The 19,146-nt window shown below is 69.3% G+C and carries 14 protein-coding genes; 9 read left to right on the top strand and 5 right to left on the bottom strand.

What is annotated here, in order from left to right; genetic code table 11:
• Positions 1-217: 217 nt before the first annotated feature.
• Positions 218-1,471, top strand: a complete 1,254-nt coding sequence (locus QHF83_RS36945) for an SLC13 family permease (protein ID WP_282422748.1) — start codon at positions 218-220, stop codon at positions 1,469-1,471.
• Here QHF83_RS36945 and QHF83_RS36940 read toward each other — a convergent pair.
• The 5 genes from QHF83_RS36940 to QHF83_RS36920 all read right to left on the bottom strand — a co-directional run bounded on the left by QHF83_RS36940 (position 1,468) and on the right by QHF83_RS36920 (position 11,938).
• Complete coding sequence (locus tag QHF83_RS36940) at positions 1,468-3,894, bottom strand: metallophosphoesterase (RefSeq protein WP_282422747.1); 2,427 nt, start codon at positions 3,892-3,894, stop codon at positions 1,468-1,470. The genes QHF83_RS36945 and QHF83_RS36940 overlap by 4 nt on opposite strands.
• Before the next feature lie 732 nt (positions 3,895-4,626).
• Positions 4,627-7,728, bottom strand: coding sequence for an efflux RND transporter permease subunit (locus QHF83_RS36935; RefSeq protein WP_282422746.1), 3,102 nt, complete (start codon positions 7,726-7,728; stop codon positions 4,627-4,629).
• Positions 7,725-8,963, bottom strand: a complete 1,239-nt coding sequence (locus QHF83_RS36930; RefSeq protein WP_282422774.1) for an efflux RND transporter periplasmic adaptor subunit — start codon at positions 8,961-8,963, stop codon at positions 7,725-7,727. Before QHF83_RS36930 ends, QHF83_RS36935 begins: the two co-directional genes overlap by 4 nt.
• Positions 8,964-8,965: 2 nt before the next feature.
• A complete protein-coding gene (locus QHF83_RS36925) occupies positions 8,966-10,669 on the bottom strand; it encodes an alpha/beta fold hydrolase (protein WP_282422745.1) in 1,704 nt (567 codons plus the stop codon).
• 393 nt (positions 10,670-11,062) lie between these two features.
• Complete coding sequence (locus QHF83_RS36920) at positions 11,063-11,938, bottom strand: hypothetical protein (RefSeq protein WP_282422744.1); 876 nt, start codon at positions 11,936-11,938, stop codon at positions 11,063-11,065.
• Between the two features lie 63 nt (positions 11,939-12,001).
• On the opposite strand from QHF83_RS36920, the gene QHF83_RS36915 reads away from it, so the two are divergent.
• From QHF83_RS36915 to QHF83_RS36880, 8 genes are all read left to right on the top strand, one after another.
• The gene (locus QHF83_RS36915; RefSeq protein WP_282422743.1) at positions 12,002-13,051 is read left to right on the top strand and encodes an AAA family ATPase; all 1,050 of its coding nucleotides are present in this window, start codon (positions 12,002-12,004) and stop codon (positions 13,049-13,051) included.
• Positions 13,048-13,584 carry a hypothetical protein gene (locus QHF83_RS36910; RefSeq protein WP_282422742.1) on the top strand — a complete coding sequence of 179 codons (537 nt, stop codon included), beginning with the start codon at positions 13,048-13,050 and terminating at the stop codon, positions 13,582-13,584. Before QHF83_RS36915 ends, QHF83_RS36910 begins: the two co-directional genes overlap by 4 nt.
• A 643-nt stretch (positions 13,585-14,227) precedes the next feature.
• Positions 14,228-14,731: a hypothetical protein gene (locus tag QHF83_RS36905; RefSeq protein ID WP_282422741.1), complete on the top strand. Its 504-nt coding sequence runs from the start codon at positions 14,228-14,230 to the stop codon at positions 14,729-14,731.
• Positions 14,732-14,777: 46 nt separating this feature from the next.
• Positions 14,778-15,410: a sigma-70 family RNA polymerase sigma factor gene (locus tag QHF83_RS36900; protein ID WP_282422740.1), complete on the top strand. Its 633-nt coding sequence runs from the start codon at positions 14,778-14,780 to the stop codon at positions 15,408-15,410.
• Positions 15,407-16,225 carry a hypothetical protein gene (locus tag QHF83_RS36895; RefSeq protein ID WP_282422739.1) on the top strand — a complete coding sequence of 273 codons (819 nt, stop codon included), beginning with the start codon at positions 15,407-15,409 and terminating at the stop codon, positions 16,223-16,225. The genes QHF83_RS36900 and QHF83_RS36895 overlap by 4 nt, the downstream gene beginning before the upstream one ends.
• A gap of 129 nt (positions 16,226-16,354) precedes the next feature.
• Positions 16,355-17,839: a MopE-related protein gene (locus tag QHF83_RS36890; RefSeq protein ID WP_282422738.1), complete on the top strand. Its 1,485-nt coding sequence runs from the start codon at positions 16,355-16,357 to the stop codon at positions 17,837-17,839.
• 95 nt (positions 17,840-17,934) lie between these two features.
• Positions 17,935-18,177, top strand: a complete 243-nt coding sequence (locus QHF83_RS36885) for a hypothetical protein (RefSeq protein WP_282422737.1) — start codon at positions 17,935-17,937, stop codon at positions 18,175-18,177.
• A gap of 252 nt (positions 18,178-18,429) precedes the next feature.
• Positions 18,430-19,110: a hypothetical protein gene (locus QHF83_RS36880; RefSeq protein ID WP_282422736.1), complete on the top strand. Its 681-nt coding sequence runs from the start codon at positions 18,430-18,432 to the stop codon at positions 19,108-19,110.
• The last annotated feature ends 36 nt before the right edge of the window (positions 19,111-19,146 follow it).

Raw genomic sequence — 19,146 nt, 5'->3', positions numbered from 1 at the left:
GCTTACGTAGCGTAAGGCCCGGGGCGTGACAAGGTCGGGGGCGCCCGTACGCCCCGCGCAAAGATTCCAGAAGGACAAACCCGAAGTCGCTGCTCGGCCGCTTTTTTCCACTGCCGAGCCATCACGCTCCGCTTTCGAGCACACTCTCGACGCCGGCACGACCCCGTGACAGCCGCGCCTCCTCTCCCGTCAGAAAGAAGCCCCGAAGACCCCCCGCATGAGCCACCTGCCGACGCTCGTCGTATTCACCGCGACCTACGTGCTGATCGCCTTCCGGCGCCTGTCGCTCCTGCCGATCGGGAGGCCCGCAGGCGCGCTCACGGGCGCGTGCCTGATGGTCGTGCTCGCCTCGATCGAGCCGCGCTGGGGCATCGACACGAAGGCCGCATTCGCCGCGGTCGAGCCGAACACGATCGGGCTGCTCCTCGGGATGATGCTGCTCGCCGCCGCCCTCGCCGAGGCCGGCTTCTTCGAGATGGCGGCGTCGTTCCTGCTCCAGCGAAGACCCTCGCCGGTGGGCCTCTTGTACGGCACGACGATCGCCTCGGGCGTGCTCTCGGCCGTGCTGGTGAACGATCCAGTCTGCGTGCTCTTCGCGCCCGTGGTCGACGCGACGGCGCGGAAGGCGGGCCTGCCACGCGTGCCGTACCTGCTCGCGCTGGCGATGGGGGCGAACGCCGGCAGCGCGATGACGCTCGCGGGAAACCCGCAGAACATGCTCGTCGCGCACCTGTCGGGATTGTCGTACCGGAGTTATTTGATGCGCGGAGGTCCGGCCGGGTTCCTCGCGCTCCTGGTGACGGCGGCAACGCTGCACTTGCTCTTCCGCAAGCAACTTCGGCCCACGAGCGCCGCGTCGATCGACGCGGACGCAAGCCCAGCCCCACGATCACGCAGCGAGCTCGCTCTCGCGCTCGTCGTGCTCCTCGGCGTCTCGATCGCGTTCCTCGCTGGCGCGAACCTCGCGTTCGCCGCGCTCACGGGCGCCGCCGCGCTGCTCGTCCTTCGAAGGCGTGATCCCGCGTCGCTCTTCTCGAGCGTGACGTGGACCGTGCTCGTCTTCTTCGGCGCGCTCTTCATCGTGGCCGCCGCGTTCCAGCGCACGGGCCTCGTCGACGAGGCGCTCGCCGCGGCGCGGCCGTTCATCCCGGCCGAACGTGGCGCCGCCATGGCCTCGCTCTCGGCCATGTTCGCGCTCGGCTGTCAGGTCGTCAGCAACGTGCCCTTCATCCTGCTCGCCGAGCCGATGATCCGCACGCTGCCCGATCCCACGCTCGCCTGGACCGTGACGGCGATGGCCACGACGCTCGCCGGCAACCTCACGCTCCTCGGCTCCGTCGCGAACATCATCGTCGTCGAGGCCGCGCACGCGGAGGACGAGATCGGGTTCGTCACGTACCTCCGCGCGGGTTTGCCCGTGACGGTCGTCTCGATGGTCGTGGCGATCGGGTACTTGCTGCTCGTGGGTTAGTCGGTCGCCGACGAGAGGAGCGCGTTCAGCACGTGGCGCGCATAACGCCCCTCGCTCTCGCTGAGCCCGTGGTTCGGATCGGTCACGCACGTCCAGAACACGGCGTTGATGACGGTCTGGAGCATCAGGCGGAGCTTCGTGGCCTCGGGATCCATCGTCTCGGTGCAGATCGCGCGGGCGAGGTGGCCGAGCGCGCGCTCGACCTGGGTGTTCTCCTCCTCGCTCGCGAGACAAACGACGCCGAGCGACGACTCCTCCTCCGGCGCGAGCCTGAGCGGGAAGCACAGGATCCAGCGGTAGTGCCGCGCGAAGAGGCGGTGATGATCCGGGCTCGGCTGGTAGATGATGCTCGTCGTCGCGTGCGCGTCGCGATGCCACGCCGCCGCGATGTTGAAGCGGAAGGCGTGGCCCGCGACGCCGCTGCCGCAGGTGAAGCGCGCGGCCCAGGACTGCGGCCAGAACTGGCCGAACGCCGGGCAGAGCACGCGCAGGTTCGCGTCCCAGATCATGCCCATCCACGACCCGCGCTCCGAGAGCAGTCCGCTCCGCACGATCGGCGCGGTCTGCACGCCCCACGGCGAGGCCGTGGCGATCTTGTAGATCGAGTTGCCGACGGCCTCCGTGAGCTTCGCCGAGAGCGAGTGGTTCGACATCGGTTTGCCGCAGCAGCGCTCGAGCAATGCGCGCGCGGTCCACTTCGCGGCCTCGGGGTACTCCTTACCGGCGCCGCCCGGTCGATACGCGAGCGAGTACCGGTAGCCCACGATCGGCCCCGGGATCTTGAGCTCCACGTGCGTCTTGCCCACGATGAAGTGCGAGCGGCACCGCTCCTGCTCGAACTCCACGGGCTCCCAACGCTCCTCGCCGAATTGCTCGTAGCAGCGCTCGACCATCGGATACGCGTCCTCGATCGTCGCCCCAGAGCTCTCCGCGAACACGAGCGCCAGCGTGAGGTGGTCCGACTCGAAGCGGACGACGTGCGAGCGGACGTCGTAGCCGTCGATCAAGTTGGGGTACCAACGATCACGTTTCTCCAGCAGATTCAGCTCGGCCTGCGTGAGCGCGACCGCGTTCGAGAGGTGGTAGCTCCACGTGAGGTATCGCTCGGTTTTGTCGGCGCCCTGCAACATGAAGCGCACGCGGCCGCCGCCGAGCGGCTCTTCCTTCACCTCGCGACGGCCGCGCCACGTGGTCGCGCGCGGCTCGGCCTGGACGTTGTTGTAGGGCGGCTCGAGCACGGCGATCGGCGTCTCGACGGGCGCCACGAAGTCGCGCAGCTCCACCTCGACGAGCGCGATGCCGTCGTCCCCGACGCTCCAGATCCGCGTGTGCTCGCGCGCCTTCACGAAGCGCTCGGCCTGCGCGACGGGCTCCCAGTTCACCTCGAAGTACTTGCGCTTCGGCTCGAGCGCGTACTCGCCGGCCTCGCCGTCGCGCTCGTACACCTCGACACTGACGGTGCTCGGGCTGAGCCGCACGACCGAGAACTGGTTGCCCACGGCGCCGGGGCGCTCGTGCGCGGCCGAGCCGAGCGATCCCGTGGAGATGATGACGAAGCGGCTCTTGAAGAGCTCGACGAGCTTCGAGCTCTCCTGGTGCGTGTGGCCGTGGAAGCCGATGCGGAAGCCCGCGGCGTAGAGGGTGCCTACGTCCTGCAGCGTAAGGTAATCGGGGCGCCCGCGTTCACTGGTGAAGCCATGGTGCCAGACGGCGACGCGCAGCGTGTCCCGATCGAGGCCGTTCGCGAAGTCGCGCGCGGCGGAGACGGCGCGCGTGGAGATGGCGGCGCCGGTCCAGTACTTGTCGTTCCGGTGGCAGGAGTTGAAGCCGAAGAACGCGACCTTTTCCTGGGGGAAGACGTGCGCCGACCAGTGCTCGCGCTCGTTCGAGTCGAGGAGATCGAAAGCGCGGCCGCGTCCATCCAAGGACTCGCCGTAGAAACGGTCGAAGAATCGCTGGACGTTCGCGAAGCGCTTGTTGTACTCCGCGCCCGCCCGCAGCTTGACGAGGTCGAGGTGTCCGTAGCGGCCCACGTCGATGCGCAGATCCGAGAGATCCGGCGAGCGCTTGAGCCGCTGCATCTCCTGCTCGAGGAGGTCGAAGTCGTGCGCGGTGCGCAGCGAGGTGACGCGCACGGGCTCGCCGATGTCGGCGCCCCAGTCGACGTCGTGATTGCCCGGAACGAACACGACGCGCGCGCGCTCGCGGTTCACGACGAGCGGCAGGACGCGGTGCTCCGCGAACTCGAGCAGCTCGTCGTACTCCGCGGCGCTCCCGCGCTGCGTGAGATCACCGCTGACGACGACGAAGTCGAAGGGGGCCGGGTGCAGCGTGCCCAGCGCTTGCGCCGGGTGCATCCACACGTCGTCGAGCGTTTGCCCGGACTCCGTGACGTGAAGATCCGACAGGTGGAGGATGTACATTCGGTCCCAGCGCTACGTCGACGCGCGGACCGCTTCGGAAGTTCTAGCGGCCGCTCGCGGTCCGTCGCCTCGAGGTCGACGGGTTGGAGGATGGCACGGACTCGCGTTGTGTGTTCGGCGCGAAAGAGCCGGACAGGAGCTCCTTCGTGTACCGGATGGCCTGCATGGCCACCGTCCGGTCGATGACGAAGGGTTCACGAACGAGGACCACTGCATCCTGAAACGCCGCTTCGCGAGGAGCAACAGCGACGGCCGGGGCGTGAGGTCGGTTCTTGGCGCTCATCGTTCATCTCCCGAAAGCCGATTTTTCAGATTTTCCAGGGAACCTTGCCCCGGAGGCAAGAAAAGAAGGTTGCCGGTGGGTGGCGAAGAGGGGCGAGGCGCGAAGGGAGCGCCGCGTTTGCCCCGGCACCGAGTGTGCGCGGCGCGATCGTCTCTCGGATCGCGGCAGCGTGACACCCTCGGCCCCCAGCGGTCGGCATGCGCCAATCCTACACGATGTGCAGAAGAAGCAACCCTCCCGCGTAGCGCTTTGTGCACGTTCGTGTCGCCCGAGGCGAACCCCCCACCGTCCAGGCTGCGGAATACTCTTTGCAGCATGAAGTCCTCGCGGCGCACCTAAAGCCGAGCCTCCCAAACGGCAACAGCTTCGATCGATTTTTCTGCCGGGACGGGAGGGCGCAAGCCCACGCGAGCGGCGGTCGGTGGAGTTTCCACCCGAGACTCGTCGCGTCAAGCGTGAGGCGGAGGCGGGACCGGCTCGGCGAGCGGCGGCGAGGACGCGCGACGGAAGCGCGCGAGGCGCGTCGCGATGCGGTCGGCGACGACGTAAAACGCCGGCACCACGAGGAGGCTCAGGCCCGTGGAGATCACGAGGCCGCCGATGACCGCGATCGCCATGGGCGCGCGCACCTCGCTGCCCTCGCCGAGCGCGAGCGCCGAAGGGACCGCCGCCATCAGGGTCGCGATGGATGTCATCAGGATGGGCCGGAGACGAACCGGGCCCGCTTCGAGCATCGCGTCGAGGGCGTTCTTGCCGTGGTTTCGGAGCTCCGTCGCGTAATCGACCAGGATGATCGAGTTTTTCTTCACGATCCCCATCAAGAGGACGATCCCGATCATGCTGAAGATGTTGAGCGTCTGCTTCATGAGGAGCAGCGCGAACGCGGCGCCCGCGACGGAGAGCGGGAGGATCGTCAACACCGTCACCGGGTGCAGGAACGAGTTGAACTGCGACGCGAGCACCATGTACGCGACGATGATCCCGAGGATCAGCGCGAAGATGAGGCCACCCATGGACTCGCGGAAGGCGACCGACGCGCCGCCGAGCACCACGTGGTAGCCGGTCGGTACGTCCTTGCCGAGCTTCTCCACGAGCGCGAGGGCCTCGCTCTGCGACTTGCCCGGCGCGACGTTGCCGAAGAGGGTGATCGCGCGCTCGCGATCGCGGCGCGTGATCGCCTGGAGCGCGGGCTGCTCCTCGTACTTCACGAGCGTCGAGAGCGGAACGAGCTCTCCCGTTTTCGCGCGGACCTTGAGGCGCGAGAGATCCTCGGGCCGCGAGCGCTGATCGGCGAGCAGGCGCATGCGCACGTCGACGCGTCGCCCGCCCGCGCTGTACTTGCCCACGCGCGTGCCGCCGACGAGCGCGTTCAGGGTCGTCGCGATCTCCTCGACCGAGATGCCGAGATCCGCGGCGCGCGCGCGATCGGGCACGATCCGTAGCTCGGGCATGCCGAGCTGGTAGTCGGAGTCGAGGTCGACCACGAGGCCCGCTGCCTGGAGCTCGGCCTTGATGCGCTCGCTGTGCGAGACGAGCTCACCCCACTCGGGCCCGCGGATCGAGAACTCCACGGGGAAGCCACGCGACGCGGTGAAGCCCGACTGCGAGAGGTCCTGCACGATGGCGCGTATGCCCGGGATGGCATTGAGCTCCTTGCGCAGGACGGCGGCGAACTCGTTCTGCGTCGCCTTGCGCTCGTTCCGGGGCTTGAGCGTCACGAAGATCATGCCGCTGTTCACGGCGCCCGTGCCGAAGCCGCCGACGACCACGAGCGTGCGCTGCACCTCGGGCGCGTTGTTCACGATGGCCTCGGCCTTCGTCACGATCTTGTCCGTCTCGCGGATGTCCGAGCCGACGGCGGTCGTGAGCCGGACCATGAGGCGGCTCTGATCCTGCGACGGGACGAACTCGCCGGGGAGCGCCTGGAACGCGAAGACCGCGCCCACGAAGAGGCCCACGGAAGCGACGAGCACGAGCGAGGGGATCTTGAGGCCCCGCGCGAGGAGCCAGCCGTAGCCGGCGGAGAGTTTGTCGAAGGCGTGATCGACGAAGATGCCGATCTTGCTGCGGCCCTCGCGCGAGGTCGTGAGCAGCTGCGCGCAGCGCGCGGGCGCGAGCGTGATGGCCTCGACGTACGAGAGGGCCACGGCGATGCAGAGCGTCACGCCGAACTGGAGGAAGAAGCGCCCCATCACGCCTTCCATGAAGATGACGGGGATGAAGATCGCGATGACGGCGACCGTCGCGGCGAGCGCGGCGAACGTGATCTCGGCGGTGCCCTCGCGCGCGGCGCGCACGCGATCCTTGCCCTGCTCGGCGTGCCGGAAGATGTTCTCGAGCACCATGATCGCGTCGTCGACGACGATGCCGACCGCGAGCGAGAGGCCGAGGAGCGTGAAGGTGTTCAGCGTGAAGCCGAGGAAGTAGATCGCCGCGATCGTCCCGAGCAGGCTCATCGGGATCGCCAGGATCACGTTCAGCGTGCTCGAGAGCGAGCCGAGGAAGAGCCAGCAGACGAGGGCCGTGAGCGCGACCGCGAGGATGAGCTCGAGCTCGATCTCGTGGACGGACTGCTCGATGAAGCGCGTCGAGTCGAAGTTGATCTGGAGCTCCATGCCCTCGGGCAAGGTCTTCCGGATCTCGTCGAGCATCCCCTTCACGCCGTTCGCGACGGCCACCGCGTTCGAGCCGCGCTGCTTCTTGATGCCCATGCCCTGCGCGGGCTGGCCATTCACGCGCGACATGCGCCGCACGTCCTCGAAGCCGTCCTCGATGATCGCGACGTCCTCGATGTACGTCGGGACGCCCGCCTGCTCCCGCACGACGATGCGGCGGAGCGTGTCGAGGTCGAGCGCCTCGCCGAGGACGCGCACGTTGACCTCGCGGCCCGTGGTCTCCAGGCGCCCCGCCGGCAGCTCCACGTGCTCGCGTCGCAGCGCCGCGATCACGTCCGTGACGGTGAGCGATTTGGCCGCGAGTTTGTCGGCGTCGAACCAGACGCGGACGTTGCGCTCGAGGTAGCCGCCCAGCATGACCTCGCCGATCCCCGGCACGGTCTGGAGCTTCTCCTTGACGCGGTAACGGGCGTAGTCGGAGAGGGTCTGGGGCGAGTACGGACCCGACAGACCAATCCACATGATGGGCTGATCTTCGGGGTTCGACTTGGAGATGACGGGCGGGTCGATGTCGCGCGGCAGGCGCGACTGGGCCTGCGAGACCTTGGCCTGCACGTCCTGGAGCGCCGAGTCGACGTTGCGCGAGAGGTCGAGCTCGACCGTGATCGAGGCGCCGCCCTGGCGTGACGAGGAGGTGAGGGATTTGACGCCCTCGACCTGGACGACGGCCTCTTCGATCTGCTCGACGATGTCGTGCTCGACGGCCTCGGGCGCGGCGCCTTCCCAGGAGACGTTGACGTTGATGGTCGGGAAGTCGACGTCGGGGAACTGGCTGATGCCGATGCGGGTCGCGGCGACGATGCCGAAGACGATCGTCGCGGCCATCATCATCCACGCAAGGACGGGCTTGCGCAGGCACGCTTCGGTCAGGCTCATGGCGCGCTCCCTCCCTTCGAAGGCGCGCCGACGCCCTCGGAAGGCGGCGCGCTCGTGGCGGCCGGCGGCGCGGCCGCGCTCTGCGCCCCGGGCGGTCCTTTGCCGGGGCCTTGTCCCGGCGGCGCGACGCGCACCGTGGTGCCGTCACGCAGAGGTTCGGCCCCACGCACGACGAGCATCTCGCCGGGCGAGAGGCCCTTGCGGACCTCGACGCGCCCGTCGGCCGTGCGCATGCCGAGCGTGAGCACGCGCTCGTGGGCGACGTTGCTCTCCACGACGAACGCGAGAAATCCCTTTTCGCTCGGGCGAATCGCGGTCTGCGGGATGACGGGCGCGTTCTCGGTCGCGCCGACGCGCACCGTGACGTCGGCGAACGCGCCGGGCCGGAGCGCGTCCTTCTTCTCGTCTGCGACCTCCGCGACGATCGGGACCATGCGCGTCGCGGGATCCGCGGCGTCCGCGACGAGCGTGATCTTCGCGGTGAAGTCGTGCTCGATGCCCGTGACCTTGAACGAGACGTTCATGCCGGCCGAGAGGCGCGGCGCGTCCGCCTCGGGGACCGGGAAACGGAGCAGCAAGGGATCGCGGCGAAGGACGGTGCCGAGCACCGTGCCGGGCTGGACGAACTGGCCGGTCTGGACCGTGCGCGTCTGCATCTTGCCCTCGATGGGCGCTCGCACGTACGCGTCGCGCAGGTTCAGGTTCGCCTCGTCGAGCGCGGCGCGGGCCTCGGCGACCTGCGCCGCGCCGGTGCGCGCGCGCGTCCGCCAGCTGTCGACGTCCTCCTTCGAGAAGACGCCCGCGCCGTCGACGCCTGCTTTTTCCCGGCGTTCGAGGTTCTGCTGCGCCTCGGCCGCGGACGCCTGCGCGCGCTCGAGCGTGGCCTTGGCGCTGCGGACGGCGAGGTTGAAGCGCGCCGGGTCGATCTCGACGAGGACCTGGCCCTTCTTGACGACGTCGCCCTCGGCGAAGCGCACGTGCTCGATCACGCCGGCGACGCGCGCCGTGACCTGCACGCGCTCGTACGCGTCGACGGTGCCGACCGCGGTGACGGTGTACTCGACGCGTTCGCCGGAGACGGGCGCGAGATCGACGGGGAACGCCATCTTTCCCTTGCCGCCCGCGGGAGGGCCGCCCTCCTCCTTCTTCGAACAGCCGAAGAGCAAGAGCACGAAGAGCGTGACGCCGAGGGAAAACCAGACCGAGAGCCTTCGGGGTGTCGCGAGGAGAGGCATGATCACGGGGCCGATGGAGCGAGGACCACGCCGCCCGCGGGGCTGTTCGTGGTCATCCACGTGGTGAGCGAGTCGTACCATTTCGTTACGTCGCCCTGACCGTCGTCGGTTCCGGCCAGGGGATCGATGTGCGTGAGGTCGACGATGTCGAGCACGACGAACGTGTCGGGCTCCGTGCGGGATTTGCCCGCGAGGGGCCGGCCCGGTCCGATGGGAACGTTCTGAACGAGAGCGCGGAGCGGGTCGAGCGCGGCGGTGTCGCCGACGAGACCAGCGACGGCGGCAAAAATCGGCAGGTCCATGGAACCGCCGTGAATCGCGCGCATTCCGTGATTCGCGCGGGGCCAGTCCGTTTCTTTCAGGACGAGCGTGGCCGCGGCCTGGGCGTCGAGCGAGAGGCGCGCCGGGAAGTACCACTCGGCGAAGTCGAGCGAGGGGCCCTCGAACCAGGTGCGCGAGATGTCGTCCAGGGAGGTGTGCTCGCGAGGGTTCGTGGCGTCGTACTCCACCCAATCGTACGTGGCCGTAGGATCGGAGGGGTGGAGGAGCTTCGTGCCGAAGAGGCTGTCGTACTCGGCGAGCGCGCCGCCCTTGCTCTCGCCGCAAGAGACGGCCGCGAAGGAGACGCCGTTCGAGGCGTCGTCCATGGCAAACCCCATGGCCGCGCGGTTGGTCATGCGCGGGATGTCCGTGATGGAGAGGAGCGTGCGGAAGGCGTTGTCGCGGTAGGAATCCTCGGTGATCGCGGTCGGCGACCAGAGCGCGCGCATGCCGGCGATGGCGGCGACGGGGTAGACGTTGAGGCCGAGCAAGGGGAGCGCGATGTAGCGCGTGGTCTTGCGGATCGTCTCGAGGCCCGGGGTGAGGTAGTTGTTAGGGCCCTGGGACGAGCCTTTCAGGTAGTCCTCCTCGGTGATCGTCGGAGCCTCGGCGCCCTCCTGCCGCGCGACGCCGTCGACGAGGACGAGGCCCGCGAGCTCGCCGTAGCCGGGCTTGCCGTCGAAGTCCCAGGCCGCGTACTCCTCGACGATCGTGGCGCCGAGCGAGTGGCCGACGAGGAAGACGCGCGCCTTGCGCTCCTCGGTCGCGACGAGCTCGACGACGCGGCGGAGGTCGCCGATCGTGGTGTCGAGGCCCCACTCGGAGGCGTAATCGACCGAGGCCTGATCGAGGAAGCCCGCGAACGTCTTGCCCTCGGCAGGCTCGTCCTCGAAGTAGTAACGCTTCGCGATCTCGGGGTCCTTGCGGAACTCGGCGACGTCGAGGCCGTGGTGATCCTCGAGCAGGTTCGAGCGTCGATCGATGGCCCACGCCTCGAAGGCCTCGCCCTCCTTGGACCTTCGGACGATGGCGCGCGCCATGGGATCGTAGCTACTCGCGCCGCCGAGGAAGCCGGGCATGAGGACGGCGACCGCGCGGGCAGGCGCCGGCGGATCAACGTCGACGCGGTACCGGACGACGCGGACGGCGTTGTATTCGGCGGGCGTCGCGCCGCCGGTCAGGGGGTTCGGCGGCGGCGTGACGCCGGGGACGAGGAAGACGTCGCGGCGAATGCGCACCGGTCCCTCCTCGACGACGGCCGAGCTCGGAGGCGGCGCATAAGGCGCAGGCGGGACCGGAAGCTCGGCAGGATCGGAGCAAGAAGCGAGGAGAGCTGCGGCGCTCGCAAGGGCGAGCACCGAGGGACGCATGCGGCTCGAAGGCATGCGGGCCACTATGAAGGAAGGCCCGCGCCCTCGGGAGGGTTTCGCCCGGTTTCCGACGCCGATGGATCGCGAGATCCGAGGGTGCTGGGGCGGCGTAGCGCCGGGGTTTCACCCCGGACCCCGACCAGGGGTTGTCCACCCCTGGACCCGGACCAGCGCAAGCGCTGGACCCGGGGCGACAGCGCGCGATGCGCGCTGTCGACAGGGAAGGCGTCCCCAGCACGCACGGCAGCGCTGCTGTCTCGATGGGCGAGGCCTTCGTGGTCTTGCCACGGCCTCTGTTCGATGAACTGCGCATCGCGCAGTTCATCGACCCCGAGTCCAGCGCTTGCGCTGGTCCGGGGTGCAGGGGGCGGACAGCCCCCTGCTGGGGTGCGGGGCAAAGCCCCGCTCTCAGGACCGCGTCGCCTGGGCCTCGGCCAAGGCGAGGACCTCGGCGATCGAAGCCTCGTTGCCCTCGGCCGCGAGCGCTGCTTGCAGGGCGGCCTTGGTATCGGGCGCGGCCGTCAGATCGACGGCGATGCGCAAGCGCCGCAAGTTCTCGTCGTCGTGGGAGGCTGCGAGCGCGATGAATGCGGCGGTGCGATCGACGACCGGCGCGGCTGGACTCTCGGCGATGCGGAGCAGCTCGTCGGCGGGGATGGGCGAGGTGCGCATGCCCTCGTGGGCGCCGGAGCCGATCGCTCGCAGTGCGCGCGCCCAGGCGTCGTAGGGCCTGCCGCTGCGACCGAGGGCGTCGGGTGCGCGGGCGGGGCGGCGTGCGCTTGCGGCCTCGATGCTGGCGCGGATCAGGCTGAGGAGCGCGTCGCGCTCGGCCCAGCGCTCCTTGAAGACGCTGGTCGCGAAATCGATGGCGCGGCCCGAGCGGAGGGCGATGTTGATGCCGGGGTTGCGAAAGTAGAATCCGTCGGAGGTCTCGACGTAGGCGATGTCGCGATAGGGGATGAAACGCGCGCCGACCCAGACGAGCAAGAGCCCATCCTCGCCGACGATGAGCTTGCGGGGGAAAAGCACGATGACGAGGGTCGCGAGGACGAGCGCGGCCCAGAGCGTGGCGCCCCCGGGACCCTTGCGCATCAGCCCAGGCGCGAGCAGCGCGACCGCGACGCCGAGGACGAGGGCGAGCCAGGGCAGGAGTGGCGACGGCAAGGAGAACACGGGGCGCTCGTCGGGCGCGCGGCCGAGATCCCGGAGCAGGGCTTCGCGCGAGGGCAGGCCCGAGGGGGATGGGCGCGCGAGGCGCGTGCTGCTCGTCTTCGGCCGGCTCATCCGTGGGGCATGATGAACCCGGATGCGCGCGGGCTCCACCACGAGTAGGCTCGGGGCGCTCCCATGAAAATCCAGGCGGTCCGGTTGACGGAGTTCAGCGCGTTCAAAGACGTCGCTTTCCAACCCTGCGCCGGCATCAACGTATTCCTGGGGACGAACGCCGCGGGCAAGTCGCACGCCATGAAGGCGCTTTACGCGCCCATCAAGGTCATGGAGAGCGCGGAGAGCACGATCCCTCTCGACGCCCGCATGCATGAAAAGCTCGCCAAGGTGTTCCGGCCCGACGACGGATTCCTCGGACGCCTCGTGCGTCGACGCAAAGGCCAAGGGCACGGCGACATCGACATCGAGGGCAGCTCCGGGGATTTACGGCTGACGCTGTATACCCGCGGCAAGAAGAAGCTCGACGTGCGCGCGGCGACCTGGAAGAGCGAAGAGCCGACCATCTTCCTCCCGACGCGTGAAATCCTCGCCATGTACGAGGGGTTCATCGCCGCGTATCAGGATCGAGAGCTCTCCTTCGACGAGACCTACTACGATGCCTGCGTCGCCCTCGGCCGGGCCGTGCTGCGCGGACCCCGCTCCGAGCAGGCCAAGGCGCTGATCGCGCCCATCGAGGCCGCGCTCGGGGGAAAAGTCGCCCTTCAGGGCGGGCGATTCTACCTCGAGCGCAAGGACGGCTCCATGGAAGCCCACCTCGTCGCGGAGGGCCTGCGCAAGATCGCTTGCCTCGCGCACCTCGTCCTCAATGGATCTCTCACGACGAACGGCATTCTCTTCTGGGACGAACCGGAGGCGAACCTCAATCCCCGGCTCGTCTCGCTCGTGGTGGACATCCTGCTCGAGCTCGGAAAGCGCGGCGTGCAGATCTTCGTCACGACGCACGATTATCTGCTGGCCCACAAGCTCTCGCTCCTCTCGGAGTACGGCCGGTGCCCGGATGTCCCCATCCGCTTCTTCGCTTTTCACCGAAAAGAAGAGCACGACCCGGTGCAGATCGCGCCGGGCAGCACGCTCGCCGAGCTGCCGGACAATCCGATCCTCGACGAGTTCACGAAGCATTACGATTTCGAGCGGAGGCTCTTCGACGAAGACGCGGGGGGCACCGCGTGAGCGCGCTTCACGTCGAGGGGCGTCTCTCCTTCTCCTTCGGGGACGACTGGAAGGTCCTCAAGTGGGACGACCATACGGCGTTTCGGGATGGTTTGAGGCGGTTCGAGGGAACCCGGGCCGTCGACTTCGTGGGCCTGCTCCTCGGCGCGACCTGGTTCATCGAGGTCAAGGACTTCCGGGACTATCGAATCGAGAACAAGCAGCGGCTCACGAGCGGCGATCTCGCGAAGGAGATCGCGTGCAAAGTGCGTGACTCCATCGCCGCGATGGCGTGGGCATGTCAGCGAACCCCCCTCGACCGAGACGACCTCGGCCCGTTCTTGCGCTCCCTCCTGGGATGTAAGCAAAAGGTACCCGTCGTGCTCTGGCTCGAAGAGGATCGCACGCCAACGCCCGCCGCGGCCTCCGCGCTCGCCGAGGCGATCAAGCGCGAGCTCACCTGGCTGAATCCAAAGGTGCTCGTCACGTGCCGTGATCTCGCCGAACGGCACGCGATCCCTGGCCTCGTCGTCTCGAGCCAGCCCACGCCTTGATGCCGTACGTGACCCCATGCTTCGGGCCCGGGCCCCTTCCTTGATCCTCGCCCTCCTCGCGTCGCTCGGCCTCACCGCCGATGCGCGCGCGTCGGGCGGGGTCCGTCTGCGATGGTCCGCCCCGGAGGGGTGTCCCACGGCCGAGGCGATCTCGGCCGAGGTCGATCGGCTCCTCGGGGGGCGAGGTTCGCAGACGGAGCCGCTCGACGTGACGGCCGAGGTCAAGCGCGACGCGGGCCGGTATCGCGTTCGTCTGGAGACGCGGGGCGAAGAGGGACCACGCACGCGTGAGGTCGAGGCTGCCTCCTGCGCCGCCCTCGGCGAGGCCGCGGCCCTGATCATCGCCATGATGATCGAGCCGGACGTGCTCGCGGGGCCCCCGCCGGAGTCCCCCCCACCCCCGAAACCTCAACGCGTTGCACCTCCGGAGGTCCCCCCCACCACCGGAACCTCAATCGATTCGACCCCCAAGCCCTCCCCCCCACGGCCCGAACCTCAACGCGTTGCACCTTCGACGGTCCCTCCCACGACCCGAACCCCAATCGATTCGACCCCCAAGCCCTCCCCCCCACGACCCGAACCTCAACGCGTTGCACCTTCGACGGTCCCTCCGTCTGCGCGCCAACAACCGCCGCCTCCGCCGATGGCCCTCTTCGCGCGCGCCCTCGCCGACGCCGGCACCTTCCCCACGCCCACCGTCGGCTTTGGCGCCGCCCTCTCCCTCTTCGTCGGCCGGTACCGCCTCGAGGCCGGCATCTCCTTCCTCCCGACCCGCACCTTCTCCTTCCCCAACCTCGGCTCTGCCTCCGGCGACATCGACCTCACCCTCGCCCACGTCGGCGCCTGCGCCGCCTTCTTCCAGCGCCGCCCCTTCGAGCTCGGCCCCTGCGTCTCCTTCGAGGCCGGCCGCATCCAGAGCTCGAGCGCCGGCGTCTCCTCCCCCGGCCAGGGCGCCGCCGCCTGGCTCGCCGTCTCCGCCGGAGGACGTTTCGCCTGGACGTTCGCCCGCCCCGCCGCCCTCGTCGTCGGCCTCGGCGCCGCCGTCCCCGTCGTCCACCCGGAGCTCGTCGTCTCGGGCCTCGGCGCCGTGCACCGCGCCTCGCCCGTCCTCGGGCGGGCCGAGCTGGGCGTCGAGGTCCGGTTTTGAGATTTTGGTTCACGGAACCTCACGGCGCTGGCCACCAAGGACAAGCTTGCCTCCTTCCGCGTCCTTCCATGCTGCCCTCCCCTCGCCGCTCGCCCCCGAGCCCACGGCCGCGGCGCGCTCGGGGGGCGGCGAGGCGGTGGCCGTGCCGCCCTTCGAGACCGTCTACGAAGAGCATTTCGACCTCGTCTTCCGCAACGTCCGCCGCCTCGGCGTCCCCGATGCGCTCGTCGACGACGCCGTCCAGGAGGTCTTCCTCGTCGTCTATCGCCGCCTCGGCCAGTTCGAGGGGCGCTCCTCGCTGAAGACGTGGATCTGCTCCATCGTCACCCGCGTCGCGCGGGATCATCGCCGCGCGCTCCGGCGAAAGAGCCCGCATGCTTGCGGGAAGGCCGAGGCCGTGGACGTCGATTCGGTGCCCGATGAGCGCGCCGAGGGCCCGCACGAGCACGCTGCGCGGCTCGAAGGCGCGCGCCTCTTGCACAAGCTGCTCGACGAGCTCGAATTCGACAAGCGCACCGTGCTCGTGCTGGCCGAGCTCGAGCAGATGACCGCGCCCGAGATTGCGGACGCGCTCGGGGAGAACGTGAACACCATTTATGCGCGGCTGCGGGCGGCGCGGCGTGATTTCGAGCAAGCGGTCGCCCGGGAGCGGGCGCGCGATACGTGGAGGCTCCGATGAGCGAGCTCGGCCCCGAAGCGCGGGCCATCCTTCTTGCAGGGCGCGACGGAGACGATCCCTCGCCCGAAGACCGCGCCCGCGTGCGCCGCGCGCTCGCGGCCGCCATTGCCGCAGGTGGTGCCGCTTCGGTCGGGGGAGAGCGTGTCGCCGACGCCGCGACGGCGAAGCTCGGCGAGGCCGCCTCCGCGACGAAGCTCGCGTCCGCCGCCAAGACGGGCGCGGTGTTTTCCCTCGGCAGCCTCGCGTGGAAAGGAATGCTCGCCGTCCTCGTGGGCGGCGCCGCCTCCGCCGTGGCGATCCTCGGTCCGACGGCGACGCGCATGGAGACGCCTCCGGCGGCGACGCACCTCGAAGCCCCTGCGCAGCCGGGAAAAACCCCGCCCGCGCAGATGCCCGCGGAGGCCGAGCCGCCCACGGTCGCCCCCGTGAACGACCCGCCGCCTTCCCCGGCGCCCGCGCTCCCGAATACGCCGGCGGTGAATGCCCAGCCTCGGCGGACGGCGCCGACCGTCGCCACGAACGAGCCTTCCCCCGCGCCCACGGACCCGCTGCTCGCCGAGACGCGGCGCCTCCGCGCCGTGCACGGCGCCATGCAGGAGGGTGATCCGGAGCAAGCTTTGCGTTTGCTCGACGAGAATTCGGCGAGCGCGGAGGGCCAATCGCTGCGCGCCGAACGCGCCGCGGCGCGCGTGCTCGCGTTATGCAAGCTCGGCCGCGCCGACGAAGCCCGCGCCGAGGCGGCCCGATTCCTTTCGGAGAGCCCCGGCTCGCCCCTCGCCGATCGCGTCCGGAAAGCCTGCCCGACGAGCCCTTAACATTTCCTCACGGATCGGCCGATGGCCGGCCACGAAGGCAGACGAAGACACGGACAGCCGCGCCGCGCGTCCTTCGCGTGGACGAACGGCCGCGCGCGCCCCGCAACCCACGAGAGAGACGATCACGCCATGAAAAACCTTCGCGCTTCCTTCCTCAAGGCCCTCCTCCCCCTCGGCGCCCTCTTCGCGATCGCGCCGTTCGCCGGGTGTATCGATCACGTCCTCATCGGCGGCAACGAGCAGTGCACTGTCGCCTCCGATTGCGCCGCCGGTGAGTCCTGCGTGAACGGCGTTTGCGTCGCGCAGAACGACGGCCCCAAGCCCGAGGTCTGCAACGGTATCGACGACGATCTCGACGGCAAGATCGACGCGAACGCAAACGGGCCCGTCATCTGCGCCGACGGGAGCGTCTGTCAAAACGGCATGTGCGGCGGCATGACGCAATGTGGCCCCATGACGCCGTGTCCGCCGAACAGTTACTGCGACGCGAACGGCCAGTGCCAGCTCGTGTGCGACTACTGTCCCCCCGACCATTTCTGCGACGCGTCGGGGATGTGTATCCCGAAGCCGGTGTGCAGCGCGCTCCCCGAGCAATGCGACGGCATCGACAACGATTGCGACGGCCAGGTCGACAACCCCACGCCCGGCGCGATCCTCTGCCCGAACGGCGGCGCCTGCGTGGCCGGCGCCTGCGTGGTCGTGCAATGCATGACCGACGCCGAGTGCCCCGCCGGCCAGCTCTGCAACCCGATGCTCGGCGTCTGCCTCCCGGGCGGCTGCGTCCCGGCGCCCGAGGCCTGCAACGGCCTCGACGACGATTGCAACGGCATCCCCGACAACAACGCGTTCTGCGCCGACGGCACCGCCTGCGTCAACGGCCAGTGCGGCGGCATGTGCACGCCCACGCCCGAGCTCTGCGACGGCTACGACAACGATTGCGACGGCCAGGTCGACGAGGTCACGCCGGGCGCGATCCTCTGCCCGATGGGCGGCGCGTGCGTCAATGGCATGTGCGCGTTCGGGATGTGCATGGTCGACGCCGATTGCCCCGCCGGCCACGTCTGTGATCCGGCGACCGGGACGTGCGTCAACCCGAACGGCTGCGTCCCGCAGGCCGAGGCCTGCAACGGCGTCGACGACAATTGCAACGGCTCGATCGACGAGAACACGATCTGCGCCGACGGCACCCTCTGCGTCAATGGCCAGTGCGGCGGCATGTGCGCGCCCAAGGCCGAGTACTGCAACAACCTCGACGACGATTGCGACGGCCAGGTCGACGAGGTCACGCCCGGTGGGCTGCTCCTCTGCCCGAACGGCGGCACCTGCATCATGGGCTCGTGCGTGGCGCAGCCCTGCCAGATCAACGCCAACTGCCCGCTCGGCCAGATCTGCACGCCGAACGGCGTCTGCTCGCCCGGCGGCTGCACGCCGAGCAACGAGAAGTGCGACGGGATCGACAACGACTGCGACGGCGTGGTCGACGACGCCACCCCGGGCTCGTTGATCTGCCCCGCGCCCCAGCTCTGCCTGAACGGCAACTGCACGATCATGCAATGCGCGAGCGACGCCGACTGCCCGGCGGCCACGACCTGCCAGAACGGCCTCTGCAAGTGACGCCCGACCCCGCCCGCCGGGCGTGACGAGCCCGGCCGGGCGCCCGCCCGTGGCACGTGCGCTGCTACCCCGAGCTCGACTCGAAAGGAGTGCGCATGGCCACACAGACGCAGCAAAAGCAGACGGGCGCTTCGAACCTCGAATACGACATCGTCGCGGAGATGCACGAGCTGCTTCAGGGGAACTCGGCGCTGGAGCAATACATCCAGGACGCACGCCAGGCCGGGGATCAAGAGGCCGAGCGCTGCTTCCAGCAGATCCACGACCAGAACAAGCAATACGTCACGACGCTCCGCACGCTGCTCGCGAAGCACATCCAGGCCACCAAGGCCTCGTGACCCGGGTCGCCTGACCCGGAGGCCGCGCCGGTCGTCCGTCCCGTGGCAGTTTTTCGCGCGGCTCCGTGAGGAGCGCGCGAGGGGACGCGGCGACCGGACGGCCCACATCTCCCGTCGCGCCCGGCCGTACGTTCCGGCCGGTGCATTTTTTTCGTCACATCGGCTCGCAGCGGGAACTCTCTCTCGGAGATGGCTGGGGGGCCGTCCGTCCGGCCCAGGACCTTTGGTTCGTTCTTCCGAGGAGAGTTCGCCATGATCAGTGGGCACATCGGCGCAGGTCAGTACATTCTTTTCCAGCGCGATCCGTGCGTCCCGAGCGCGCCGCTGCTCGAGGTCGGGCGCCTCGTGGTCGAGGCGATCGACGGGGAGACCCGCTACGAGCACTGGTTTTTGTACACGAGCGCGCCCGTCGGCTCCGGTTACGCCGCGTACATCCGCCCGAGCTGCGCGTTCCTGGGCACACCCGTGGGCCTGTCGCTCCGGGGCACGGGCGCGCCGCCGCCCGACTTCAACGTGAACGATTGCCTCGCCTGGCTTGCACTCTCGACGGGCTGCGGCGTCGCGTACATCGAGGCCCGTTGCAGCCGCCTCGCCTCGAACGACGCCGGCAGCATCTCCGCCGCGATGCCGAGCCGGCCCAAGCAGGTCGACCTCGGCATCTACGACATCACCCAGGGCAGCCGGCGCGTCGGCGTGCTGGTCGTGACGCCCATCGCGGGCGGCACGCTGGAGACGTGGCACCTCTTCGACCGCGTCCCGACGCACACGCCAAACGTGCTGAGCCCGCACACGCGAAACGAAGGCCCCTACAGCGTCCCCGACGCGAATGTCGGCGGGACGTACGCGCTGACGTACCTCTGCGCCGTCGGCGCGCCCGATCTCTCGGGCCACGCCGTGGTGACGGTGAACGCGCTTTGCGCCGTCGCCGCGTGAAATATCCTCCGCGCTCGGTGTGCACGCCAACTCCGT

Source organism: Polyangium sp. 15x6, assembly GCF_029960785.1.
In the GTDB taxonomy this organism is placed as follows: domain Bacteria; phylum Myxococcota_A; class Polyangia; order Polyangiales; family Polyangiaceae; genus Polyangium.
The sequence above is the reverse complement of the archived record's forward strand: the minus strand, read 5'-3'. Positions and strand labels throughout refer to the sequence as shown.